This window comes from Veillonella sp. S13053-19, assembly GCF_002959835.1.
Taxonomy (GTDB): Bacteria; Bacillota; Negativicutes; order Veillonellales; family Veillonellaceae; genus Veillonella; species Veillonella rogosae.
Map to the genome: position 1 here is coordinate 155,584 of NZ_PPDA01000008.1, position 26,182 is coordinate 181,765.

The 26,182-nt window shown below is 38.8% G+C and carries 23 protein-coding genes; all 23 read left to right on the top strand.

Going from position 1 to position 26,182, the window contains the following annotated elements; all coding sequences use genetic code 11:
- The first annotated feature begins 5 nt into the window (after positions 1-5).
- The 23 genes from VEHSUH06_RS04185 (at position 6) to VEHSUH06_RS04295 (ending at position 26,175) form a co-directional block, all read left to right on the top strand.
- Positions 6-839, top strand: coding sequence for an Mrp/NBP35 family ATP-binding protein (locus VEHSUH06_RS04185; protein WP_009350926.1), 834 nt, complete (start codon positions 6-8; stop codon positions 837-839).
- A 138-nt stretch (positions 840-977) separates the two neighbouring features.
- A complete protein-coding gene (locus VEHSUH06_RS04190; protein WP_009372098.1) occupies positions 978-2,378 on the top strand; it encodes an anion permease in 1,401 nt (466 codons plus the stop codon).
- A gap of 254 nt (positions 2,379-2,632) precedes the next feature.
- Positions 2,633-3,982, top strand: coding sequence for a M18 family aminopeptidase (locus VEHSUH06_RS04195; RefSeq protein ID WP_105081084.1), 1,350 nt, complete (start codon positions 2,633-2,635; stop codon positions 3,980-3,982).
- 282 nt (positions 3,983-4,264) lie between these two features.
- The gene (locus tag VEHSUH06_RS04200) at positions 4,265-7,711 is read left to right on the top strand and encodes a pyruvate carboxylase (protein WP_105097885.1); all 3,447 of its coding nucleotides are present in this window, start codon (positions 4,265-4,267) and stop codon (positions 7,709-7,711) included.
- A gap of 389 nt (positions 7,712-8,100) precedes the next feature.
- A complete protein-coding gene (gene nrdR / locus VEHSUH06_RS04205; protein ID WP_009372078.1) occupies positions 8,101-8,577 on the top strand; it encodes a transcriptional regulator NrdR in 477 nt (158 codons plus the stop codon).
- 26 nt (positions 8,578-8,603) lie between these two features.
- Complete coding sequence (locus tag VEHSUH06_RS04210; protein ID WP_105097886.1) at positions 8,604-9,530, top strand: dipeptidase; 927 nt, start codon at positions 8,604-8,606, stop codon at positions 9,528-9,530.
- Entirely contained in the window at positions 9,530-10,099 is a 570-nt protein-coding gene (gene gmhA / locus VEHSUH06_RS04215; protein WP_054747248.1) for a D-sedoheptulose 7-phosphate isomerase, read from the top strand. Before VEHSUH06_RS04210 ends, gmhA begins: the two co-directional genes overlap by 1 nt.
- Positions 10,100-10,192: 93 nt before the next feature.
- On the top strand, positions 10,193-11,671 hold the full coding sequence (gene rfaE1 / locus VEHSUH06_RS04220) for a D-glycero-beta-D-manno-heptose-7-phosphate kinase (RefSeq protein WP_105097887.1): 1,479 nt from the start codon (positions 10,193-10,195) through the stop codon (positions 11,669-11,671).
- A complete protein-coding gene (rfaD, locus tag VEHSUH06_RS04225; protein ID WP_105097888.1) occupies positions 11,668-12,633 on the top strand; it encodes an ADP-glyceromanno-heptose 6-epimerase in 966 nt (321 codons plus the stop codon). The genes rfaE1 and rfaD overlap by 4 nt, the downstream gene beginning before the upstream one ends.
- Complete coding sequence (locus VEHSUH06_RS04230; RefSeq protein WP_105097889.1) at positions 12,633-13,127, top strand: D-glycero-beta-D-manno-heptose 1,7-bisphosphate 7-phosphatase; 495 nt, start codon at positions 12,633-12,635, stop codon at positions 13,125-13,127. Before rfaD ends, VEHSUH06_RS04230 begins: the two co-directional genes overlap by 1 nt.
- A 123-nt stretch (positions 13,128-13,250) precedes the next feature.
- Positions 13,251-14,270 (top strand): glycosyltransferase family 9 protein, encoded by a 1,020-nt coding sequence (locus VEHSUH06_RS04235; protein ID WP_105097890.1) that lies wholly within the window; start codon positions 13,251-13,253, stop codon positions 14,268-14,270.
- Complete coding sequence (locus VEHSUH06_RS04240) at positions 14,270-15,310, top strand: glycosyltransferase family 9 protein (protein WP_105097891.1); 1,041 nt, start codon at positions 14,270-14,272, stop codon at positions 15,308-15,310. Before VEHSUH06_RS04235 ends, VEHSUH06_RS04240 begins: the two co-directional genes overlap by 1 nt.
- A gap of 6 nt (positions 15,311-15,316) precedes the next feature.
- Positions 15,317-16,300, top strand: coding sequence for a 3'-5' exonuclease (locus VEHSUH06_RS04245; protein ID WP_105097892.1), 984 nt, complete (start codon positions 15,317-15,319; stop codon positions 16,298-16,300).
- A 70-nt stretch (positions 16,301-16,370) separates the two neighbouring features.
- Positions 16,371-17,762 (top strand): aminopeptidase, encoded by a 1,392-nt coding sequence (locus tag VEHSUH06_RS04250; protein ID WP_105097893.1) that lies wholly within the window; start codon positions 16,371-16,373, stop codon positions 17,760-17,762.
- 50 nt (positions 17,763-17,812) lie between these two features.
- The gene (locus VEHSUH06_RS04255) at positions 17,813-18,190 is read left to right on the top strand and encodes a hypothetical protein (RefSeq protein ID WP_105097894.1); all 378 of its coding nucleotides are present in this window, start codon (positions 17,813-17,815) and stop codon (positions 18,188-18,190) included.
- Between the two features lie 133 nt (positions 18,191-18,323).
- Positions 18,324-19,301 (top strand): ABC transporter substrate-binding protein, encoded by a 978-nt coding sequence (locus tag VEHSUH06_RS04260; RefSeq protein WP_054747238.1) that lies wholly within the window; start codon positions 18,324-18,326, stop codon positions 19,299-19,301.
- Between the two features lie 24 nt (positions 19,302-19,325).
- Positions 19,326-20,306 (top strand): ABC transporter substrate-binding protein, encoded by a 981-nt coding sequence (locus tag VEHSUH06_RS04265; RefSeq protein WP_105097895.1) that lies wholly within the window; start codon positions 19,326-19,328, stop codon positions 20,304-20,306.
- An 11-nt stretch (positions 20,307-20,317) separates the two neighbouring features.
- Entirely contained in the window at positions 20,318-21,190 is an 873-nt protein-coding gene (locus VEHSUH06_RS04270; protein ID WP_105097896.1) for an ABC transporter permease, read from the top strand.
- A 10-nt stretch (positions 21,191-21,200) separates the two neighbouring features.
- The gene (locus VEHSUH06_RS04275; RefSeq protein WP_105097897.1) at positions 21,201-21,998 is read left to right on the top strand and encodes an ABC transporter ATP-binding protein; all 798 of its coding nucleotides are present in this window, start codon (positions 21,201-21,203) and stop codon (positions 21,996-21,998) included.
- A 170-nt stretch (positions 21,999-22,168) separates the two neighbouring features.
- On the top strand, positions 22,169-22,435 hold the full coding sequence (gene rpsO, locus VEHSUH06_RS04280; protein WP_009372127.1) for a 30S ribosomal protein S15: 267 nt from the start codon (positions 22,169-22,171) through the stop codon (positions 22,433-22,435).
- 242 nt (positions 22,436-22,677) lie between these two features.
- Positions 22,678-24,747: a polyribonucleotide nucleotidyltransferase gene (locus tag VEHSUH06_RS04285; protein WP_105097898.1), complete on the top strand. Its 2,070-nt coding sequence runs from the start codon at positions 22,678-22,680 to the stop codon at positions 24,745-24,747.
- Positions 24,748-24,757: 10 nt separating this feature from the next.
- Complete coding sequence (dut, locus tag VEHSUH06_RS04290) at positions 24,758-25,207, top strand: dUTP diphosphatase (RefSeq protein ID WP_054747232.1); 450 nt, start codon at positions 24,758-24,760, stop codon at positions 25,205-25,207.
- 146 nt (positions 25,208-25,353) lie between these two features.
- Positions 25,354-26,175, top strand: coding sequence for a hypothetical protein (locus VEHSUH06_RS04295; protein ID WP_105097899.1), 822 nt, complete (start codon positions 25,354-25,356; stop codon positions 26,173-26,175).
- Positions 26,176-26,182: the final 7 nt, after the last annotated feature.

The window sequence follows — 26,182 nt, forward strand, 5'->3', positions numbered from 1 at the left end:
ATACTATGGGTTGCGGTAGCAGCAGTGATTGTGGCGGATGCCCATCTCAATCTTCTGGTTGCGGTGGCGGCGCTCCTCAACAACCTCAAGATCTTACAGCTCAATTACACGAGCTTAGTTCTGTTAAACATGTAATCGGCGTAGTATCTGGTAAAGGTGGCGTAGGTAAATCCTCCGTTACGAGCTTGATGGCCATTACAATGGCGCGTAAAGGTTACAAAGTAGGTATCCTCGATGCGGATATTACAGGTCCTTCCATTCCTAAGATGTTCGGCATCAAGGAAAAAGCATATGCTGACGAAATTGGCATGTATCCTGTAAAATCTAAAGGCGGTATTGACGTTATGTCTGTTAACCTCCTTTTGGAAAACGATACAGACCCTGTTTTATGGCGTGGTCCTATTCTAGGCAATGTTGTAAAACAATTCTATACAGATGTAATTTGGAAAGACATCGATTATTTATTCGTTGATATGCCACCAGGAACAGGCGACGTAGCGATTACAGTTTACCAATCCTTGAAATTGGATGGTATTATCATCGTTACATCTCCTCAAGACTTGGTATCCATGATTGTTGAAAAAGCAGTAAAAATGGCTGATTTAATGCAAGTGCCTATTATTGGTGTAGTGGAAAACTACTCTTATTTCCATTGCCCAGATAACGGTAAGGATTACCAAATCTTTGGTGAAAGCCACATTGAAGAAATCCTTCAAAAATACGGTCTATTATTGTTGAACCGTTTACCAATTGATCCAACTATTGCAAACCTTTGCGACCAAGGTGATATTGAGTCTATCGAAAAAACAAACTTAGAGAACGTATCTCTACCTGAATAGGATTTATATGATAATGAAAGCTGTGCATACCTAGTGATGCACAGCTTTTTCTCACATATTTTTATTTTGTAATATATTATATTTATCATAAGAAGATATAAATATATTTTGGTTTTTTCCTATGTAGGAGGTATGTGTATGAAAAAACTATTAAACTGGATTATTCCAGCGGCCTTCGGGTTAGGCCTTTGGTTTATTCCGACTCCAGAGGGGTTAACTCCTCAATCTTGGCATTTATTCGCCATCTTTGTTGCTACTATCGTAGGCTTTATTACTCAGCCATTGCCGATTGGTGGCGTATCCATCGTTGTTATTACTGTGGCTGCTTTGACAGGTACGTTGAAAATCGGCGAAGCTATCTCTGGTTTTGCTAACTCTGCTATCTGGTTAATCGTAGGCGCTTTCTTATTCTCTCGTGGCTTTATTAAAACTGGTTTGGGGAAACGTATTGCGTATAACTTGATTTCTGCTTTTGGTAGCAGTTCATTACGTTTAGCATACGCATTGGCTTTATCTGATTTGATTTTGGCCCCAGCAACACCATCTAACACAGCTCGTGTGGGTGGCGTTATCATGCCTATTACTACAAGTTTGGCAAAAGCTTTCGGTTCTGAGCCTCAAGATGGTCCTCGTAAAATTGGTTCCTTCTTGATGCAATCTATTTACCAAGTAAATACGATTACATCTGCTATGTTCCAAACATCCATGGCTGGTAATACCTTGGTTGCTGCTTTAGCACTTCAATCCTTTGGTATTGGCATTACTTGGGGTGATTGGGCTATGGCTGCCATCGTGCCTGGTATCATTGCATTGCTTATTATGCCGTACTTCATTTACAAAGTATATCCACCTGAAATCACAGATGCTCGTGAAGCACAACAAATGATTCGTGAAGAGTTAAAAGGTCTTGGTAAAATGTCCTTCCAAGAATGGGTTATGCTTGGCGTATTTATCTTAGCTTTAGTATTGTGGGCTACATCTCAATTCACTAAACTTGATGCAACAACTGTTGCATTCTTGGGCATTTCTATTTTGCTTGCTACAGGCGTTCTTATTTGGGACGATGTTAAAAGTGAAAAAGGTGCTTGGGATACATTAGTTTGGATGGGTACATTGATGGGCTTTGCCGGTTTCCTTTCCAAATTGGGCTTCATTAAATGGGCCACAGTTCAAGTGGGTGGCGTTATCCCTGAAGGTTCTTGGGTGATTGCTTTTGTTATAGCAGTTCTTGTTAATACGTATGCACACTATGTATTTGCATCCTTAACAGCACATATTTCTGCAATGTTCGTAGCATTCTCTGCAATCGCTATTTCTGCAGGTGCACCACCAATGTTGACATTGTTGATGATCGCATTCACATCTAACTTGTGTATGTCCTTAACTCACTATGCAGCAGGTCCATCCCCAGTAATCTTTAACACTGGTTATGTTCCTCAAAATACATGGTGGAAACTAGGTTTCTTTGCATCCGTAATCAACTTAATCATCTTCATGGGCCTTGGTTCCGTATGGATGAAATTGATTGGCATGTGGTAAGAAGTAATCCTGATAATTTTATATGGTCGTAGTATGTATAATTGTAAATTTTAATGATTTAGAGTTGTATGTATTTACAATGTATGTTGAAAGCCGCTCCGAAAGGGGCGGCTTTTTTATGATAAAATATTAGTAATTAATATATTATTAATGTATATATCGTAAAATTATAAAAGTAAATAACCTATAAAATTGAACGAATTTAAAACTATTCATGATATTGTACAAATTGTATTTGTGCGTAGGAGGGAATTATGAAGTTTGATAATGAACAGTTACTAAAATATATTGGTGCTTGTACTTCACCGTACCATACGGTAGATACAAGTTTACAAATGTTGTTAGATTCTGGTTTTACTGAACTGAGTTTAGATGATGAGTGGCAACTAGATTCGGGTTCTTATGTAGTAAATGTTTTTGGCACTACATTGTTTGCTTTTCATATAGGCAAGAAACCTGAAGCTACATTGCGTATTGCTTCGGCTCATACTGATTTCCCTGCTATTCGTGTTAAACCTAATCCTGTTACAACTGTGAAAGGCTATACCAAGTTAAATGTGGAAATGTATGGTGGTCTCATTGAAAACACATGGTTAGATCGTCCATTAGGTGCTGCAGGTACTGTCGTATTAAAAGGTGATAATGCCTTTGATGTTGATTCTGTACTAGTTGATACAAAACGGCCGATTGCTATCGTTCCCAATTTGGCAATTCACATGAATCGCTCTGTCAATGATGGGGTTAAACTAAATCGTCAAAAAGAAATGCTTCCCATTATGATGATGGCGTCCCAACAAGATGATAATGGTGAAAGAGGTTTTGTTGATAATAGAAATCCAAGTTTATTCCCTGACACCAAGGCTCAATATGATGAGTGGAGTACTTTTTTAGCTGATGAAGTAGATTGTGATCCTTCTGAAATATTATCTTATGAAATGACCTTATATCCTGCAGAGCAAGGCTGTGTACTTGGCATAGAAAGTGATTTCATTAGTGCTCCTCGGTTAGATAATTTAACATCTTGCTTTGGTGTATTATCTGGTATTATTCAAGCTCGTAAACATAATGCTAATGGTGTACGTTGTGCTATTCTCTTTGATAATGAAGAAGTAGGTAGTCGTACAAAACAAGGTGGGGCAGGAATGCTTTTACCTAACCTTATTAAACGTTTGTATGACGCATTAGGATATTCTAATCAAGAGATGGACAGTTTTATCTCTAAAGGCTTTATGATTTCCTCTGATGTAGCTCATGGATTACATCCTAATTATCCGGAGAAAAACGATATCACTAATATTCCTATCCTTAATAAAGGGCTTGCCCTTAAAATTGCATGTAGTCAATCTTATGCAGGGGATGCAAGAGCAATTGCTATCGTTAAGGGGCTTTGTGAAGAAGCAGGTGCAGCGTATCAAATTTATGTAAATCGTTCAGATGTTCCTGGTGGTTCAACGGTAGGTTCTATTTCTTCCGCTATGTTGCCAATGCGTACCATCGATGTGGGCTTACCATTATTAGCAATGCATTCTGCCCGTGAGTTAATGGGTGCTAATGATCAAGAGCAACTAAATCGATTGATGAATCATTTTTTAGGTGGTAAATAATATAGAAAATAGAATTAATTCGATGTGCATCGATAAAAGACATATGATTTTTTGTAATGAACAACAAAAATAGTATTTTATACTTTCATTATTGATATAATCCTTTAAATATACTGAAAATATTGTATAATAGTTATATGTTATTATGAATATAAAACTCATCATAAATTTTGATGAGCTATCCAAACATATTATTTTATCTATAAGTATAGGAAATATTCATATATCAATAAAATTGAAAGCTGATAGTTCACAATTGTGGAAGCTAGTAGGAGGCAATACATGAGAAAAATTAAATCCGTATTGGTTGCCAACCGTGGTGAGATTGCGATCCGCGTGTTCCGTGCATGTAATGAAATGGGTATTAAAACTGTAGCCATTTATTCTAAAGAGGATACATTATCCTTGCATCGTAACCAAGCTGACGAAGCTTACCTCGTAGGGGAAGGTAAAAAACCAGTTGACGCATATCTCGACATTGAAGATATCATCCGTATTGCAAAAGAACATGACATCGATGCTATCCATCCTGGTTATGGTTTCTTATCTGAAAATGAAGGCTTTGCTCGTCGATGCGAAGAAGAAGGTATTATCTTTATCGGCCCAAAAATCAAACACTTAAATATGTTTGGTGATAAAGTTAATGCTCGTGAGCAAGCGAAATTAGCACAAATCCCAATGATTCCTGGTTCTGATGGAGCGTTAAAAGATTATGCTCAATTAGAAGAATTCGCTAATACACATGGCTTCCCATTGATGATTAAAGCCGTTAATGGCGGCGGTGGCCGTGGTATGCGTGAAGTTCATCGCAAAGAAGACCTTCGTGATGCATATGATCGCGCTAAGTCTGAAGCGAAAGCAGCATTCGGTGACGATGATGTATATGTAGAAAAACTCATCGTAGAACCTAAACATATTGAGGTTCAAATCTTAGGTGACGAACATGGCAATGTAGTTCATTTACATGAACGTGACTGCTCTGTTCAACGTCGTCATCAAAAAGTAGTTGAAATGGCACCAGCATTTGCGTTGTCTTTAGAAACACGTAAAGCTGTATGTGATGCTGCAGTTAAAATCATGAAAAACGTTGAATACGTTAATGCTGGTACAGTAGAATTCTTGGTAACAGCTGATGGTAACTTCTACTTCATCGAAGTTAACCCTCGTATTCAAGTAGAACATACTGTAACAGAAATGATTACAGATATTGATATTGTTCACGCTCAAATTAGAATTGCTGAAGGCTATAATTTACATAGCCCAGAGGTGGGTATTCCAGAGCAAGATCAAGTTCCTTGTAAAGGTACTGCTATTCAATGTCGTATCACTACAGAAGATCCTAAGAATAACTTCATGCCTGATACAGGTAAAATCTTGGCTTATCGTAGTTCCGGTGGTTTTGGTATTCGTCTCGACTCCGGTAATGCTTTCACAGGCGCTGTAGTAACACCTTACTATGATTCTTTGCTTGTAAAAGCAACTGCATTCGGCCCTAATAACGAAGAAACAATTCGTAAAATGCTTCGTTGCTTGAAAGAGTTCCGTATTCGTGGCGTAAAAACAAATATTCACTTCTTGATCAATGTATTGGAACATCCTGAATTCCAAAGCGGTTCTTACAACGTAAACTTCATTGAAGAACATCCTGAATTGTTCGAATTGAAACCAGATCGTGACCGTGGTACAAAATTGTTGCGTTACATTGCTGACGTTACAATCAATGGTTACTCTGGTGCAGGTCCTCAAGCAGTTCCTGACTTTGAGCCAATTCAAATGCCATCAACTCTAGATGTAAGTCCAGCGGCTGGTACTAAACAAAAATTGGATGAACTTGGTCCAGAAAAATTCAGCAAATGGTTATCTGAACAAAAACAAGTATTCTTCACAGATACTACATGGCGTGATGCTCATCAATCCTTGTTTGCTACACGTCTTCGTACAATCGATATGGCTCGCGTAGCTGGTCATGCTGCAAAAGGTGTGCCTAACTTATTCTCCCTAGAATGTTGGGGCGGTGCTACATTTGACGTATCTTATCGTTTCTTACATGAAGATCCATGGGAACGCTTGCGTATGTTCCGTCGTGAAGTGCCTAATACATTGCTTCAAATGCTTCTTCGCGGTGCCAATGCGGTAGGCTACACATCTTATCCTGATAATGTTGTTCGCCAATTTATTCAACGTGCTGCAGCCAATGGTGTTGACGTATTCCGCGTATTTGATAGCTTGAATAGTCTCGATAATATGCATGTAGCAATCGATGAAGTACGTGCACAAAATAAATTAGCTGAAGTTGCATTGTGTTACACTGGTGATATTCTTGATGGTTCTCGTACAAAATACAACTTGGACTATTATGTAAGCATGGCGAAAGAGCTTGAAAAAGCAGGTGCTAATATCATCGCAATTAAAGATATGGCTGGTCTTTTGAAACCTCAAGCGGCATATAATCTTGTATCTGCCTTAAAAGATGCTGTTACTGTACCGATTCATTTACATACACATGAAGGTTCTGGCAATGCTATCTATTCCTATGGTCGCGCTGTAGATGCTGGTGTAGACGTTATCGACTTGGCATACTCTGCATTTGCTAATGGTACATCTCAACCTAGTATGAACTCCATGTACTATGCATTGAGTGGACATGACCGTCAACCTGAAATGAACATTGATTACATGGAAGAAATGTCTCATTACTTCGGAAGTATTCGTCCTTACTACAAAGGTGTAGATAAAGCAGAAGCATATCCTAACACTGAAGTATATCAACATGAAATGCCAGGTGGTCAATATTCCAACTTGCAACAACAAGCTAAGATGGTAGGTCTTGGTGACCGTTGGGCTGATATTAAGAAAATGTACCACCAAGTAAATATGATGTTTGGTGATATCATCAAAGTAACGCCATCCTCTAAAGTTGTAGGCGATATGACATTGTACATGGTACAAAATAACTTGACTGAAAAAGATATTTACGAAAAGGGCGATGTATTAGACTTCCCTCAATCCGTAGTTGAATTCTTTGAAGGTCGTCTTGGCACTCCGTACCAAGGATTCCCTGAAGAGTTACAAAAAATTATCTTGAAAGGTGCAAAACCAATCACAGTTCGTCCAGGTGCAGTATTGCCTCCAACAGACTTTGAACATATTCGCCATGAATTGAGTGAAATGGGTGCTCAAACAACTGATGAAGATATCAGTGCATACTGCTTGTACCCTAAGGTTTACCAAGATTACAACAAATTTGTAAAAGACTTTGGTGATGTATCTGTACTTGATACTCCAACATTCTTCTTTGGTATGAAACGGGGCGAAGAAATTCAAGTAACTATCGAAAAAGGTAAAACCCTTATCATCAAAATGAACGGTTTCTCTGAACCAGATGAAGATGGTAATCGTATTGTATTGTTCGAGTTCAATGGTCAACCTCGTAGTATTAAGGTTCATGATAAACATGCTAAGACTACTGGTGTTGTTCGTCGTAAAGCTGATGAATCTAACCCTGGTGAAATCGGTGCCACATTGTCTGGCTCTGTTGTTAAGATTCTCGTTAAGAATGGTCAATCCGTAGCTAAAGGTGAGCCATTGATCGTTACAGAAGCAATGAAGATGGAAACAACAATTACAGCTCCAATGGATGGTATCGTAGAAGAAATTCTTGTACGTGAAGGTAGCCGTATCGAATCTGGCGACTGCTTGCTTCGCGTTGAAGATGCTCCTAAACGTTAATTTAATACGATTTAGCACGTAAGTGCATACTAAAGAACCCCTTATAACAATTTTGATTATAATCTTCTTAAAAAGATTGTAATTCATAGGTTTATAAGGGGTTCTTTTTGTACTTTTCCTACTAAATATAGTACTATGTTTAAACAAAGAACGACTTAGTAATAATCCAAAAAACCAGCCACCATGGCTTGGGGGGATTAAACTAAGTCGTTCATTTATTAATAGCATACCAAATGAAAAAGATTTAGACAAGTCAGTACTATTAAGTAGCATTATATGGTTCTTTTTGTACTTTTCCTACTAAATATGGTAGTATATAAGGTATAAGAAAATAGGCGTATTGTGCCTTTTTCATGATTACTGACTGATTAGAAAAGGAGTATTAGCTAATGAGATGTCCTTATTGCCAACATACAGACACGAAGGTGACAGACTCTAGAACGACTGATGAAGGTAATAGTATTCGCCGTCGCCGAGAATGCATCAATTGTGGCCGTCGCTTTACTACCTATGAAATTATAGAAGAAGTACCACTTATGGTAATGAAGAAAAATGGACGTCGCGAATTATTTGATCGCGGTAAATTATTGAATGGTCTATTGCGCTCTTGTGATAAACGCACAGTGCCTATGTCCGTTATGGAACAAGTAGTTAATGATGTAGAGCGCGATATTCGTAACGAAATCAATCAAGAGGTTACAACCGACCGCATTGGGGAACTTGTATTGCAACAATTGAAAGATATTGATCAAGTTGCGTACGTTCGATTCGCCAGTGTATATCGTAAGTTCGATAATATCGATAGCTTCATGGAAGAGCTTAAAGCGCTTAAAAAATTAGATGCTAAAAAACCAAAACGTAGTTAGTTGATGTTACTACATAGTGAGGCTTTATGATAGATTTACATTGCGATACGATAATGCAATTACTCGATCATCCCGATAGTGGTGATTTATATCGTAATACTTGGAAAATCGATATTGAGAAATTACAAAAGGCTCACAGTAAGGTTCAAGATTTTGCACTCTTTATCAATCTTGGTAAGACGAATGATCCTTATGGTCGTTATGAAGAGATGCGAAACTTATGTACCACACAAATTCATCTCTATGGAGAGCACATACAGCATGTGCTCTCTTATCAAGATGTAGAGTCTGTGTACGAGTCTGGTAAGATTGGTGCCCTAATGTCCATCGAGGAAGGTGGCGTACTAGGCGGCGACTTAGATAAACTTAAACAAGCTTATCAAGATGGGGTTAGACTGATAACGCTTACTTGGAACTATCCAAATGGTTTGGGAGAACCTCATTGTGGTGAACAACATAAAAAATTAACATCTAAAGGTATTGAGTTTGTAGAAGCTATGCAAGATTTAGGGATAATCGTAGACTGCTCTCACCTTAACGATGCTGGTACTGAGCAATTAGGAGATATCTTAGATGTACCCTTTGTAGCCTCTCATTCTAATGCGCGTGAAGTTACTGCTCATACTAGAAACTTGCCTGATAACTTGATTAAACTCATAGCCAATAAAGGTGGTGTCATTGGACTTAATTTTGCTCAATCCTTCTTGGGGACATCGCCCGTTAGTCGCATAGAAGATATTGTAAAGCACGGCTTATATCTTATCAATAAAGGCGGGGAGGATGTAGTTACATTAGGAACTGACTTTGATGGTATTAAGCCAAATACAGAAATTAAAGATGCTTCTGAAATGTATCGTCTCTATGATGCATTTAAAGAGGCTGGTTTATCTGTGGAGCAATGTGAAAAATTGTTCTGGAAGAACGCAGATAGACTGTTAAAGGAGATTTTATAATGACTGATTTAAATCCAATCATTGCAGATCGTTTCACCGAGCATCTTGAAGTGTTTGGTAAGACGATGGAGCATATGGATACCATTCAAGAGATTGCCTATCGCTGTAAGGCGGCTCTCGATAATGGTAATAAAATTTTATTCTGTGGTAACGGTGGTTCTGCAGCAGATTCTCAACATTTAGCAGCAGAATTAATTGGTCGCTTTAAAAAGGAACGTCGTTCTTTTGCCGCGGTGGCCTTAACTACAGACACATCTGCATTGACAGCGATTGCTAATGATTATGATTTTGATGCTGTCTTTGCTCGCCAAGTAGAGGGGTTAGGCCGTACAGGTGATGTACTCATCGGTATTTCTACTTCTGGTAATTCTAAGAATGTTGTGAAAGCAGCTGAAATGGCTCGTTCTATTGGTATGCATACTATTGCTTTCACCGGTGAAGGCGGCGGTAAATTAGCCGAATTATGTGACATTACATTAGCAATTCCTAGTAATGTAACAGCTCGCATTCAAGAAATGCATATTTTGGCTGGGCACATTATGTGCGAACTTATTGAAGAGGATTATTAACCTTTAGGTTATACGTGATACATACATGTGGTGCCGATTTAATTCTCATTTTAATCAAGCACACATGTCATTGGGGTAAGGAATAGGTGGACTATGATAAATACTACCATTAATCAGTTTTTAACAAAGCAACTGCCAAACTTGAAGATTGCCGTTGTTGGCGATGTGATGGTAGATCGTTATGTTTTTGGTGATGTAAGTCGTATTTCTCCAGAAGCACCGGTTCCTGTTAACCGAGTGTCAAAAATGAAAGAGGTTCTTGGTGGGGCTGGAAACGTTGCATCTAACTTGTCTAATTTAGATTGTAAGGTATATCTCGGTGCACTTGCTGGTAATGATGACCATGGTCGCCTATTGCAACATTTACTTGATGCCGACAAAATCGATACAACTGGTTTAATTACAAGTGATGATCGTTCTACCATTACAAAGATGCGCATCTTGGGTGATCGTCAGCAAATGATGCGCCTTGATTTTGAAACGATTACAGATTTAACAAGCGGAGAAGAGGCACAACTAGCTTCTTGGCTTGAGAATCTATGTAAGTCTGGTATCGACGGTATTGTCGTATCTGACTATGGTAAAGGTGTTTGTACGCCTAACTTATTGAAGAAAATCTTTAGCTTAGCTAAAGAATATGGCGTGCAAACTATCGTTGATCCAAAAGGATCTGATTGGTCGAAATATAATGGTGCGACCTGCATAACACCAAATGTAAAAGAGCTTGGTGAATGTGTGGGCCGTAAATTAGAAAATGATGATGCTACAATCGTTGAGGCTGCTAAGTCTGTTCTGGGTAATGTAGATTTGGACTATATTGTGGCTACACGGTCTGCTAAGGGGATTACAGTTATCGCAAAGGATGGCCGCACATGGCATAATCCGGCTACTCAACAAGAGGTCTTCGATGTGAGTGGTGCAGGGGATACCGTTGTATCTATGATGATGACTTGTCTTGCTAGTGGCTTATCTATGCGATTAGCCTTGCATATCGCCAATGGTGCTGCTGGCATCGTAGTGTCTAAGGTTGGGACCTATCCAATTCACCGCTCTGAACTATTAGACTTATGGCACTCTTTCAAACATAGCATTCAGTCTAAGCCTCTATATACGAAGGAAGAGATGAAAGAGCTTGTTACACAGTGGCAAAGTAAGGGTGAAACTGTAGTATTTACTAATGGTTGTTTTGACATTCTTCATCGTGGCCATATTACGTACTTACAAGAGGCCGCGCAACTTGGTGACCATCTCATCATTGGTTTGAATTCAGATGCATCTGTTAAACGTCTTAAAGGTGAAACTCGTCCTATCGTTAGTGAAGAGGATCGAGCTGCTTTATTAAGTGCATTGCAGTGTATTGATGGGGTTGTATTATTTGAAGAAGATACTCCCGCTGAGTTATTAGCGTACTTACGTCCTAATACGCTTGTTAAGGGCGGCGATTATAAGATTGAAGATATTATCGGACGCGAGTCCGTTGACAATGTAGAGGTGCTTTCATTTAAAGAAGGTTATTCTACATCTGATATTGTAGGGAAAATAGCCACTATGGCTAAGGAGGGCAAATTATGATTATCGTAACAGGTGGTGCTGGTTTTATCGGCAGTAATATTGTGAAAGCACTAAATGAACGTGGTCGTACAGATATTCTTATCGTAGATGATCTTACAGATGGTCGCAAAATTCGCAATATTCAAAATCTAGAATTCTTAGATTACATCGATTGTGATGATTTTGATTGTGCTATCGCTGACGGTACATTCGATGTGGGCCCTATTGAAGTCGTATTCCACGAAGGCGCTTGTGCAGACACAATGGAATATAATGGCAAATACATGATGAAGAACAACTATGAAGGTTCTAAAAATCTATTCCATTATTGCCAAGACCGTCGTATTCCATTCATCTATGCATCCTCTGCATCTACTTATGGCAATGGTACTAATGGTTTCGTAGAAAAACCAGAAGCCGAAGAAGCCCTCAATCCATATGCGTACTCTAAATTGTTATTCGATCGTTATGTGCGTAAATATGAAGGTGAATATACTGCTCAAGTAGTAGGTTTACGCTATTTTAATGTGTACGGTCCTAACGAAGCTCATAAAGATAAAATGGCTTCCTTAGTTCGCCAAATGTTCTACAAAAATAAAGAAACTGGTATTATCAATCTATTTGAAGGTACAGATGGCTACGAAAATGGTGGTCAAACTCGTGACTTTATTTATGTAAAAGACGTAGTTAATGTAAACTTCTACTTCTGGGAGCATCCAGAAATTTCTGGTACTTTTAACTGCGGTACTGGTAATGCTCATAGCTTTAATCAATTCATGCAAGCTGTTATCGATTATAACGGCCACGGCAAGATTGAATACGTGCCATTCCCAGAGGTGTTAAAAGGCAAATATCAAAGCTTTACAGAGGCTGATACGACTAAATTATTGGCTGCTGGCTATGATAAAGGATTCCACAAAATGGAAGATGCCGTTAAAGAATATTGTGAGCTATTAGATAATAACGAAGGATATTTACGTTAATGCGCAAGGTGTTATTTTTAGATCGCGATGGCGTTATTAATAAAGACGTTAGTTATTTATATAAAATTAGCGATTTAGAGTGGGTAGACGGTGCAAAAGAGGCCTTAGCTTATGCCTACAGTAAAGGGTATGACCTCATTGTGGTGACGAATCAAAGCGGAGTGGCCCGTGGTTATTACAAAGAGTCTGATGTACAGATTCTTCATGACCATATGGCTCATGAACTAGATCGCAGTGGGGCACCTATTTTGCACTTCTATTACTGCCCTCATCATAAAGAAGGGGCCATACCTCTTTATGCTGTAGACTGTGAATGTAGAAAGCCAAAGCCTGGTATGATCAAGCAAGCAATTAAGGATTATCATGTGGATGTGACAGAAAGTTTCTTAATTGGAGACAGTCAACGTGATGTTGATGCCGCTGAGGCAGCTGGGGTAAAGGGCTATTTATTTACAGGTACTAATCTTTTAGATTTTATGAAAACTATCATTTAATCTATTATTTAATCAATTATTTAATATACTAATCTGATATTGCGTTTGTATTCGCTTTATTTTTAAATCTAATGTAAAGCTATTATAAGGTTCTTTACTGTTGTGTTGTATTGGGGAGGCTATATGAAAGACTACAAGAATATACTCATCATAAAGATGAGCTCACTAGGGGATGTAATTCATGCATTGCCTACCTTGTATGCTGTGCGTAAGAATTGGCCTGATGCTCGTATTACATGGGCCATTCATGAACAATTCGCTAGCCTCTTACCAGGTACACCTTGGGTTGATGATGTGATTATTATCGACAAGAAACAACTTAAAAAGCCTTCTTACTTATATCAATTGCGTAAGGATTTACATAGTCGTCATTTTGATATGACCTTGGATCTTCAATGTATTGCTAAAAGTGCCATTGTATCATTATTATCAGGTGCGCCTGAAAAATATGGCTACTGGGAACTTCGTGAAGGCAGTAATTTAGTTAATAAAGCCCTTGTTGGTGAACATAAATACGATCATGTTATCGAACGATACCTCGATACCGTACGTGCTCTTGGAGGCGATGTAGAAGGCGTAGAGTTCCCTATGCCTGCTTATGTGGAGGCGGAGAAGTCCGTTAAGCATAAGTTACAATCTCATGGTGTAGAAGATGAATATGTAGTAGTTGTACCAGGTGCTCGCTGGATTGTTAAGGAGTGGCCACTTCTTAACTTTGGCGAGCTATGTATCCGCTTATGTGAATCTGGTAAAAAAGTAGTTATTGCTGGTGCTCCAGATGATGCAGAAAAAGGAGCTTTCATAGAAAACTATGTAAAAAATAAGAATCTCATCAACCTAGTGGGGTCTACATCTATGCCAGAGCTAATTGAGTTGATTCGTCATTGTCAAATATTTATTAGTGCTGATACGGGACCATTACATATTGCAAATGCTTTGAAGCGACCATTGATTGCTATGTTTGGTACTACATCTCCTAAGCGGACTGGTCCATATGGTGGTAGTCATGTACATCTTATTATTTCCCCGACTTCGAAGGCTACACCTGAGCAACCTCTCGTAGATGATCCAGATTGTATGGCTCAAATCCCTGTAGATGCAGTATGGTCTGTGTATGAACAAGTACTTGGAAAGGAACTATAATGGAACTAGATTATAAGCGCATTGTGGTCACCTTTCTCATGCACTTAGGTGATGTTATTTTAACGACTCCATTCCTAGAGGTGCTACGTAAAGCTGCTCCACATAGCCATATTACGTATGTAATAGATGAAAAACTGCAACAAGTGATGCAATATAATCCAAATATTGATGAACTTATCGTTGTAGATAAAAAAGGGCGTCATAATAGTATTTCTGGGCTCAATGAGGTTGCTCGTGAGATTAATGCAAAGGGTAAACCTGATATCGTTATCAATTTGCATCCCAATGAACGTACTTCCTATTTAGCCTGGAATATTCATGCACCCATTACGACTGGTATGAGTCATTTTTTATTTAGACCATTTATGACAAAATATACCCGTCTAGACCGTAAAACTCGCCACGCTGCAGATATGTACATCAATGTACTTGAACAATTAGGTGTGACCGATACTTCTAATTCTGGCTTACACATTGAAACTTCTGAAGCCTGGCGCCGTGAGGCTCAAGATTTCTATGCTAGTCATGGATTAACCGATAGTGATACGCTCATCGGTTTTAATATTGGTAGTGCTGTTCCTGAGAAGCGCTGGCCTGCTGAACGATTTGCCCATGTAGCTGATTATTTCGGTCGTTTAGGGTATAAGACGGTATTCTTTGGCGGCCCTATGGATCTTGAAATGGTGCAACCTGTAGTAGAACAAATGGAAACGAAACCGATTGTGGCTACTGGAAAATTCCAGTTAGGACCATTGGCGGCGGCTATGAGCCGCTGTAATCTATTGATTACAAATGACTCTGGTCCTATGCATGTAGGAATCAGCCAAAAGGTGCCAATTGTGGCACTCTATGGGCCATCAAACCCATTCTTTTATGGTCCGTACCAAGCTCATGCTATCGTTCTTGAAACGATGGACTCCTATGAGGTTGGTAAAAGTATGAAGAAGATTATTAAAGAAGGAAATTACAAAGGGTTATCTGTAATTTCTGAAGAACAGGTTATTAAAGCGGCGGAAACGTTGCTTTCAGAATCGAAATAAAAGCCTATGAATTATATAGTATTTGATTTGGAGTGGAATCAACCGTATAGCAATGACATTAGCTTTATGAAGCGTACTAAAATGCCGTTGACTGGTGAAATCATTCAAATCGGAGCGGTAAAACTGAATGACAAGTTGGATATCGTAGATCATTTTACGATGTTCATTAAACCTCAATACTTGCCACGGATGCATAAGCATGTACGAGAGCTGACGGGGATAACCTCTAGAGAACTCGATCATGGTGTGCCCTTTAAGACGGCTATGCAGCACTTTCAAAATTGGTGTGGTAATGAATATATGTTACTGTCTTGGGGCTCTGATGATATTCTTATCTTAAGAGAAAATCTTATGCTCCATAAGATGAAAGCACTATCTTATGATCAATGGGTAGATGCACAAATGATTTATGCCTATCAACGATATGGTACAAATCAGCAGTATTCTGTGGCACATGCTATGGAGGATCTCAATATATCGACAGAGCATTTGTCTGCTCATAACGCATTGCATGATGCTGTATTTACGGCTCATATATGTCAGAAGCTAGATATTCCACAAGGAATTTTACATTATGACCAAATTCGCAAGGAAAGTAGCAATCCTTTCCTATATCCACCGATTTTGACATTTTTTATGTATGAAAACTTCCCTGAGAAGAAGCGTATCGTTCACGATAGACGTGTACGTTTATCTTTCTGTCCGTATTGTCAGACTCGTTTAGAAATGACTAGGCCAGAACGATTACAAGGGGACAAGCATCTCGCCATTGGCTTTTGCCCGAAACATGGTGATTTTGCAGTACAACTTAAAGTTGGAAAATATACGATTAAGTCCGGTAGTACCAAATTCTACGTTACAAAGGTATTAACGCATTGTACGGACGAAATTCGTTCTCTATATACTCAGAAGTCTGAAATTAATCGAGAGAAAGAGCGAAAGTATTTGGAATTTCGCCGGGCGGAACTTGAAAAGGACCGCCAAAGATAATTTTATTAATTCCTGTTCACATCTACAGTTTCTTAAATACTAGATTGTGAGCATTTAGAAAGGATAGATTATGGAACGCAAATATGCATGGCATAATTATGACGATGCTACTATGGAAAAGGTATATGCCTTAAGTGATACGTATCGTCAATTTTTAGATAATGGTAAAACAGAACGGGAATGCGTAGTGCAGGCCGTAGATTTTGCAGAGGCAAAGGGCTATGTAAATCTAAAAGATATCATTAAAAATAATACGCCAATTAAGGCGGGGGATAAGATTTATTACACTTATATGGATAAATCTATTGCTCTCTTCAATATCGGTACAGATGATATCGAATTAGGTATGAACATTTTAGGTGCTCATATCGACTCTCCTCGTATTGACGTAAAACAAAACCCTCAATACGAAGATAGCAACCTTTTATTCTGGGATACTCACTACTACGGCGGCATTAAAAAATATCACTGGGTAGCCATGCCTCTTGCGATTCATGGTGTTGTGGTAAAAACAGATGGAACTCGTATAAATATTAATATTGGTGATAAAGAAACTGATCCTGTATTCTGTATTACAGACTTGTTGCCTCATTTAGGGCAAGAGCAAATGCAAAAGAATGCGGCTAAAGTAATTGAAGGGGAAGCTCTTGATTTACTCATAGGCAGCCGTCCAGTAAAAGATGAGGAAAAAGAAGGGGTTTCTAAATTCATTAATAACCTTCTTGAAAAAGAGTATGGTTTTGTTGAGCGTGACTTGTTATCTGCAGAGCTTGAAATTGTACCAGCAGGTAAGGCGCGCGATATGGGCTTTGACCGCTCTATGGTAATGGCATATGGCCAAGATGACCGCGTATGTGCCTATACATCCTTAGTGGCTATGCTTGAAGTAGATAATGTAAAACGTACTACTTGTTGCTTGCTTGTCGATAAAGAGGAAATTGGCTCTGTAGGTGCTACGGGTATGCAATCTCGCTTCTTTGAAAATGCTGTAGCTGAAATTCTAACACTTATGGGTAAACCAAATTCTGTTAGCGTTCGCCGCACATTGGAAAAATCTCGTATGTTATCTTCCGATGTTAGCGCTGGCTACGATCCACTTTATGCATCTGCGTATGAAAAGAAAAATGCTTCTTACCTTGGTATGGGCGTAGTATTTAATAAATTTACAGGCTCTCGTGGTAAAGCTGGCTCTAATGATGCCAATGCTGAGTACATGGGCTTTATCCGTCGAGTTATGGAGTCCAATAATGTAACGTATCAAACGGCAGAGCTTGGTAAGGTAGACCTCGGTGGTGGTGGTACAATTGCGTACATCATGGCACTTTACGGTATGAATGTTATCGACTGTGGTGTAGCAGTTCTTAGCATGCATGCTCCGTGGGAGGTTACTTCTAAAGCCGATATTTACGAGGCTAAACAATGCTACGTGGCATTCTTAAATGCAGCTGATGAAACAATCTAGTGTAATAGGGCTTTCACCAATGGTGAAAGTCCATTCTATGTGAGGTATATATGAATCAAACGGAATTAGGCGCAGCTATTGAGGCTGCGAAGGGAGAGGCAACCGAGGTTAAGACTGTAAAAGTCGACATCTTTGATATTCCTGAAACAACAGCTGAAGAATATATTGCAAATCGTGAACAGGTAGCTGAGGCGGCTGCTGCAGTTATGAAACCATACTGCGTAACAGTAAAACGAGAAACCCTAGATGAAGACGAAGGGGAAGCTGTAGTAGGTTATTATGTAACGGGTGAAATCTTGATGTGCGTTATTCTCGACCCATTTGAAGTACCTGTTATGAAGGTAGCACTCGATAAAGGTACTCTTAAAGAATATATTCTTGCAGCAAATGATTTGACAGAAGATATGCTATCATCTTTAGAAAAATAGTTGGATTTCTTGTCTTTATTGTGTTTTACACATAATAAAAATGTAAAATACTTTACTCTGCTACATTGATGTAGTGAATAAATTTGTTTATAATAGAAGTATTATAGTCATTGCAGATAGGAAGGAAATCCCCATGAACTTGAAAAAAGGTATTGCCCTAGCACTCACGGCGGCAGCTTTATTAGCTTTTACAGGCTGTGGCTCAAATGGAACAACATCGAATGGTGAATACAAAGTTGGCGTAGTACAACTCGTTGAACATCCTGCACTAGATGCGGCAAATAAAGGTTTTGTTGATGCTCTTAAAGAAAAGGGGCTAGCTGAAAAAATTGCTTTTGACCAACAAAACGCACAAGCTGATCAGTCTAACTTGAATAGTATTGCTCAGCGATTCGTATCTGATCGTAAAAACTTGATTTTAGCAATTGCTACTCCAGCAGCTCAATCTATGGCGAATGCAACTCATGATATTCCAATCTTGGGTACTGCGATTACAGATTACGAAGCAGCTAAACTTGTTAAATCTAATCAAAAACCTGGTGGTAATGTGTCTGGTACATCCGACATGAACCCAGTAGAGCAACAAGTTGACTTAATTTTACAAGTAATACCGAATGCAAAAACAATCGGTACTATTTATAGCTCTAGCGAAGTAAACTCTCAAATTCAAGTAGAGAAAATGAAAGCTTACGCAGCTACAAAAGGCATTAAAGTTGAAGAAGTTACAGTTTCTAACGTAAACGATATTCAACAAGCGGCTCAAAACCTCGTATCTCAACATGTAGATGCCGTATATGTACCGACAGATAATGTTGTAGCTTCCGCAATGAGTAATCTTGTAGCTATTACCGACCCAGCAAAAATTCCTGTATTTGGCGGTGAAGACAACCACGTAAAAGGTGGTGCACTCATGTCCTTGTCTGTAGATTACTACAAACTGGGCTACCAAACAGGTTTGATGGCAGCAAAAATCTTAACTGGCGAAGCTAAAGTTGAAGATATGCCTATCGAAATGCAAAAAGAGTTTAAATTAGTTGTGGGTAAAGAAAAATTAGAAAAATTGGGCATCACCTTACCAGAGGATTTGATGAACAAAGCGACTATGATTTAATACATAACTGGTAAGGAGTTACATATGAATTGGAAAAAAAGTATTGCAGTGGCACTTAGTGCCGTCACTATTATGGCAATGGTAGCTGGTTGTGGTTCTAATACTGCAACTAATGACCAAAAGAAAATTGGCGTTATTCAATTAGTAGAACATCCATCCCTTGATGCTGCTAATAAGGGCTTTGTTGATGGTCTTGCTTCTAAAGGCTACAAAGATGGTCAAAATATTAAGTTGGATCAACAAAATGCTCAAGCTGACCAATCTAACTTGAACAGTATTGCCCAACGCTTCGTATCTGATAAAAAAGATTTAGTATTAGCGATTGCAACGCCAGCAGCGCAAACGATGGCAAATGCATCTCATGATATGCCAATCATGGGTACAGCTATTACAGATTACGTAACAGCAAAACTCGTTCAATCTAATGAACGCCCAGGTGGTAACGTATCTGGTACGTCTGATATGACACCTGTTGAAAAAGAGGTTGATCTCATTATCGCATTAGTACCAAATGTAAAACGCATTGGTGCTATTTATACATCCTCTGAAATCAACTCCCAATTACAAGTTGAAAAAATGAAAGCTTATGCAGCTACTAAAGGTATTACTGTTGTAGAAGCAACTGTTTCCAACGTAAATGATATCCAACAAGCAGCTACTAATCTTGTAAACCAAGATGTACAAGCAATCTATACACCAACAGATAATGTATTGGCATCTGCTATGGCTAACTTAGCACAAATCACAGATGCTGCGAAAATTCCAGTATTTGCTGCTGATGAAGGTATGACAATGACTGGTGGTGTAGCAACATATTCTGTTGACTATTATCAATTAGGTTACCAAACTGGCTTGATGGCTGCTAAAGTGCTTGCTGGTGAAGCAAAAATTGCAGATTTAGCTATTGAAACGCAAAAAAATATTAAGTTAACTGTTAACGAAGAACGTGCTAAAAAATTAGGTATTACAATTCCTGACGCACTTCGTAAAGATATGAAACAATAGAGGAGATTTTGATGTTAGATTTAATGGTAGGCACCATAACCACAGGCCTTTTATGGTCATTGTTAGCGGTCGGTGTATTCATTACATTCCGTGTACTAGATGTGGCTGACTTAACTGTGGAAGGTACGTTCCCAATGGGGGCGGCTATTTCCGCTGTTTTAATTACAAGTGGCATGAATCCAATCCTTTCCATTTTACTTGCCGGTGTGGGCGGTATGATAGCAGGTGCTGTAACAGGCTGGATTCACACAAAACTAAAAATTCCTGCATTATTGGCTGGTATTTTGACAATGATTGCTTTGTACTCTGTGAACCTTCACATTATGGGAAAAGCTAACGTATCCTTGCTTCGTATGGATACAATTTATTCTATCCTCGGCGGTGTATTCCACACTCCTAATATGTGGTCTGCTGCTATTGTAGGCGTATTGGTCGCTGTAGCTGTATGCTTGTTCTTGTTCTGGTTTTTCGGGACTGAAATTGGTACAGCTTTACGTGCAACAGGTGTTAACCCTCAAATGATTCGCGCTCAAGGCGTAAATACTGATAACATGATTGTTCTAGGTCTTTTGATTTCTAATGGTTTTGTTGGTATGTCTGGCGCCCTTATTGGTCAATTCCAAGGCTTTGCCGACGTAGGTATGGGTATCGGTACCATCGTTATCGGCTTGGCGTCTGTAATCATCGGTGAAGTAGTATTCGGTACGAAATCCTTCGTACGTAGTCTTATCGCCGTAGTACTTGGTTCCATCGTATATCGTATCGTTATCGCTGCTGTACTCTATATGGGTATGCCGCCAAACGATTTGAAATTATTCACTGCAATTCTCGTTGCCATCGCGCTTTCCTTGCCTACATTGAAAGCGAAATGGTTGGCTCGCTAAGGAGGACACTATGTTAGAAGTAAAAAATATGGTAAAAACCTTCTTTAAGGGCACAATCAATGAAAAAACTGCATTACAAGGTATCGATCTTCGTTTAGAAGAAGGAGATTTCTGTACTGTTATAGGTGGTAATGGTGCTGGTAAAAGTACATTACTAAACTCCATCGCTGGTGTATTCCCAGTAGATGAAGGATCCATTACAATCAATGGTATTGATGTCACAAAAATGCCTGAATACAAACGTGCTAAATACATTGGCCGCGTATTCCAAGATCCTATGGTAGGTACTGCAGGTAACATGCAAATCGAGGAAAACTTAATCCTTGCTATGCGCCGTGGTAAAAGCTTAGGGCTTAAATGGGCTTTCAAAGATAGCGAACAAGCATTCTTCAAAGAACGTCTTGCACTATTAGGTTTAGGTCTTGAAGATCGTTTATCTGCTCGTATGGGTCTATTATCTGGTGGTCAACGCCAATCCATCACATTATTGATGGCTACTATGCTTCGTCCTGAACTTTTATTGTTGGACGAACATACGGCGGCTCTTGATCCTAAGACTGCAGAAAATGTTTTGCAATTAACAGATAAACTTGTAGCAGAGCATAACTTAACAACTCTTATGATTACTCACAATATGCGCGATGCATTGCGCTTTGGTAATCGTCTCATCATGATGGACTCCGGTCGCATCATCTATGATGTAAAAGGGGAAGAAAAGAAAAAATTAACAGTTGCTGACTTACTTCAAAAGTTCGAAGTAGCTGGGGAAAATGCATTGAGCGACCGCATGGTGCTTGGTGCGAAATAATAGAAGAGGGCATAAGCCCTCTTTTGTTTATTTACTGTTTTTTCCTTTACAAGATAAGGTAGATACTGTATACTAAATAAGGTCGTAAGACATATCGTAAGCGAAGTATTCGAATCTCCAACGGTTACTTAAGCTTATCGGGATTATTTATTTTTTAGGAGGTAACATTAATGTTAACTACAGAAGCTAAATTAGCAGTAATTAAAGAATACGCTACTCATGAAGGTGACACTGGTTCTCCAGAAGTACAAGTTGCGATTTTGACAAGCCGCATCGTTTACTTAACTGAGCACTTGAAAGAGCACAAAAAAGACCATCATTCCCGTCGTGGTTTGTTGAAATTGGTTGGTCAACGCCGTAACATGCTTGACTACCTTCGTCGTAAAGATATCGAACGTTACCGTTCCCTTATCGAACGTCTTGGTCTTCGTAAATAATAAAATTAGCCGTCCTTTTGGACGGCTTTTTTATTTCATTTCTCTATGTTATAATAACATTAGGCAAAGGGAAACGAATGCCGATAACCTATTGTGGAAACAGGAAAAAAAGGACAGAGCGGCTACTCTGTCCTTTTTTATTGTGCTAGTTGCTTTTAATGAAGTGAAAAAATAGCTTATTTTTTACTGATGATATATAATAAGAAGGTATACATATAAGAAGATTTTTAGGAGGAATAGGAATGGAACAATTCCAAATGGACCTAGCTGGTCGTACGCTTACGATCGAGACTGGGGAACTTGCAAAACAAGCTGGCGGTGCCGTAATGGTTGGCTATGGCGATACTCGTGTACTCGTTACCGCTACAGGTTCTAAAGAGGCGAAGGATATCGACTTCTTCCCACTTACAGTAGACTATGAAGAAAAAATGTACGCTGTTGGTCGTTTACCAGGTGGCTTTATTAAACGTGAAGCACGTCCACCTGAAACTGCGATTTTGAATAGCCGTTTGATCGACCGTCCTATTCGTCCATTATTTGATAAAGGTGTACGTAATGAAGTACACGTAGTAGCAACAGTTATGTCCGTAGATCAAGACTGCGATCCAGCAGTATGTGGCATGATTGGTGCTTCTGCAGCATTATCTATTTCTGATGTGCCTTGGAATGGTCCTATTGCAGGCGTTCGTATGGGTCGTATCAATGGTGAGTTCGTTGTAAACCCAACTAAAGCTCAATTAGAAGAAACAGACCTTAACATTGTTGTAGCTGGTACTAAAGATGCTATCCTCATGGTTGAAGGTGGCGCTGAAGAAGTTCCAGAAGATATCATTCTTGAAGTTATTATGACAGCTCACGAAGAAATCAAAAAAATCGTAGCTTTCCAAGAAGATATGAAAGCAAAAGTGGGCAAGGAAAAACGCGTATTTGAAAGTAAAGACGTTCCTGCTGAAATCGCTGATGCAGTTCGCGCTTATGGTCATGATAAACTTGACGCAGCAGTTCGTTGTGCAGATAAACAACAACGTGATGCTCAAGAAAGTGAAGTACGCGCAGATGTATTAGCTCACTTTGAAGAAATCTACCCTGACAATATAGGTGACGTAAATAAAGCATTTGACGCTATGATTAAAGAAATCGTTCGTCATATGATTACTGTCGAAAAAATTCGTCCAGATGGTCGTAAACTTGATGAAGTTCGTCCAATCTCTTGCCGTACTGGTGTATTGCCTCGTACACATGGCTCTGGTTTATTTACACGTGGTCAAACTCAAGTATTGAACGTAGCTACTGTAGCACCATTGTCCGAAACACAAACAATTGATGGCATTGGTATTGAAACAGAAAAACGCTATATTCACCACTATAATTTCCCATCCTTCTCCGTAGGCGAAACTCGTTCTTCCCGCGGTCCTGGTCGTCGTGAAATTGGTCATGGTGCTTTGGCTGAACGCGCTTTGGTTCCTGTAATTCCTAGCGAAGCAGACTTCCCATATGCATTGCGTTTAGTATCTGAAGTATTAGAATCCAATGGTTCTAGCTCTATGGCTTCCGTATGTGGTTCCACATTGTCCTTGATGGACGCTGGCGTACCAATTAAAGCCCCTGTAGCAGGTATCGCTATGGGTCTTGTAACGCAAGGTGAACACTACACAATCTTAACTGATATCCAAGGCATGGAAGATGCTCTTGGTGACATGGACTTTAAAGTGGCTGGTACAGCAAAAGGTGTAACAGCAATTCAAATGGATATTAAAATCTCTGGTTTATCCCGTGAAATCCTTCAAGAAGCATTAGAACAAGCTCACAAAGGCCGTATGCACATCATGGGCATTATGCTTGATACAATTGCTGAACCACGTCAACACATGTCTGAATATGCTCCACGCATCATTACTATGAAAATCGATCCAGATAAGATTCGTGACGTAATCGGTTCTGGCGGTAAAGTGATTCGTGGTATCATCGAAGAAACTGGCGCTAAAATCGACATCGAAGATGATGGTACAGTATTCATTGCTTCTGTAGAACAAGAAGGTGCTGCAAAAGCTCAACAAATTATTGAAAACCTTACTAAAGAAGTTGAAGTAGGTGAAGTATACCTTGGTAAAGTAACTCGTTTGATGGCATTCGGTGCTTTCGTAGAGGTATTACCAGGTAAAGAAGGTCTTGTACACATTTCTAAACTTGCAAAAGAACGCGTTGAAAATGTAGAAGACGTAGTAAATGTAGGTGATGAGATCATGGTAAAAGTTATCGAAATCGATAAACAAGGCCGTGTCAACTTGTCCCGTAAAGATTGTTTAAAATAAGAGGTGTTACATGGATATTCGTGGCTTTGAAGTAGTTTCTGCTTTTGAAGAACAAGATATCAATTTACCGACACGTAAAACAACAGAAAGCGCAGGTTATGATATTGAATGCGCTGAAGCTGTTACTTTAGAACCAGGTCAAGTAGTATTAGTGCCAACAGGTATTAAAGCTTTTATGGCATACGATGAATACCTTGCCATTCACATTCGTTCTAGCATGGCTATTAAGCGCCATCTAGCACTCGTAAATAGCACAGGTATCATCGATAGCGATTACTATAATAATGAGGAAAACGAAGGTCATATTATGATCGCTCTACTCAATTATGGTAAAGAAACAGTTTCCCTTGAAAAAGGCGAACGCGTAGCCCAAGGCATTTTCTCTAAATACCTTATCACTAACGATGACGATGCTACAGGCATTCGTACAGGTGGTATTGGTAGCACTGGGACTATGTAAACTAAATACGATTCTAAATAGAATGGTGAAAGCCGCTCAACTGACGTTGGGCGGCTTTTTATGTGTAAAAAAATACGTATTATCTTAGATATACTATAGTCAATCCCAAAGCTTTTGTTTGTATTATGTTGTATAGGAGATTAACTATGGAAACTTTAAAAGAAAACATTATTACTGTTGAAGACATCAAAGAAGAAATTGAAAAAGCAAAACTAGAAGTACCAAGAGAAGATGAAGATTTTGATGATCGCTATGATCGTTTACATGCCGAGTGGGAGGTAAAAGGATTAAAAAAATATCACAAAGAAATTAATGATGCTTTTACTAATAAGGAAACTTTCAAAAATTGGGTAATTGATATCTGGGGAGATATAGATACCTATATTACTGTTATTAATGAGGAGCTAAAACTGCGTGAGATCGAAATAACTCGAAAAGCATCCGAATGCGCTGCATTGATGAAAATTTTTATTTCCTCTGAAAGTGGTTCTAGAGATGAAGCTGAAGAAAAGGTAAAACGTAACCTAGAAGAAGCTTTAGAAGAACATGACCAAAGAATTCTTAATATCTATGATGTAGAAGTAGTACCACTTTTAAAATGGTGTGAAGAATTACTTGTAATGAAAGCCTTTTTAAATAATAACTTCTATATGAAAGGATCCTTTACAGACGATTTAAAACTAATATACACAAATGTATTTACATTATTAGATCGAAATCTGCCAGAAAAAGTTGACTACAGTGATGCTCATTCCTTCGAGTATTATGTGTATTTAGAAGATGAATGGGAGTATTTGTATGTAGATGATTTAAATCCTGTAGAAGAACTGTTAGCTATATTACCTGGTAGTCCTTATGAATGTGATGTTATGTATTACGCTCATTCAATTAATAGAGAAATCAATTTAAAACGGATCTATATATTGAAAGATAGATATGAACAATATATTAATCATTTCATTATATGAAAATAAA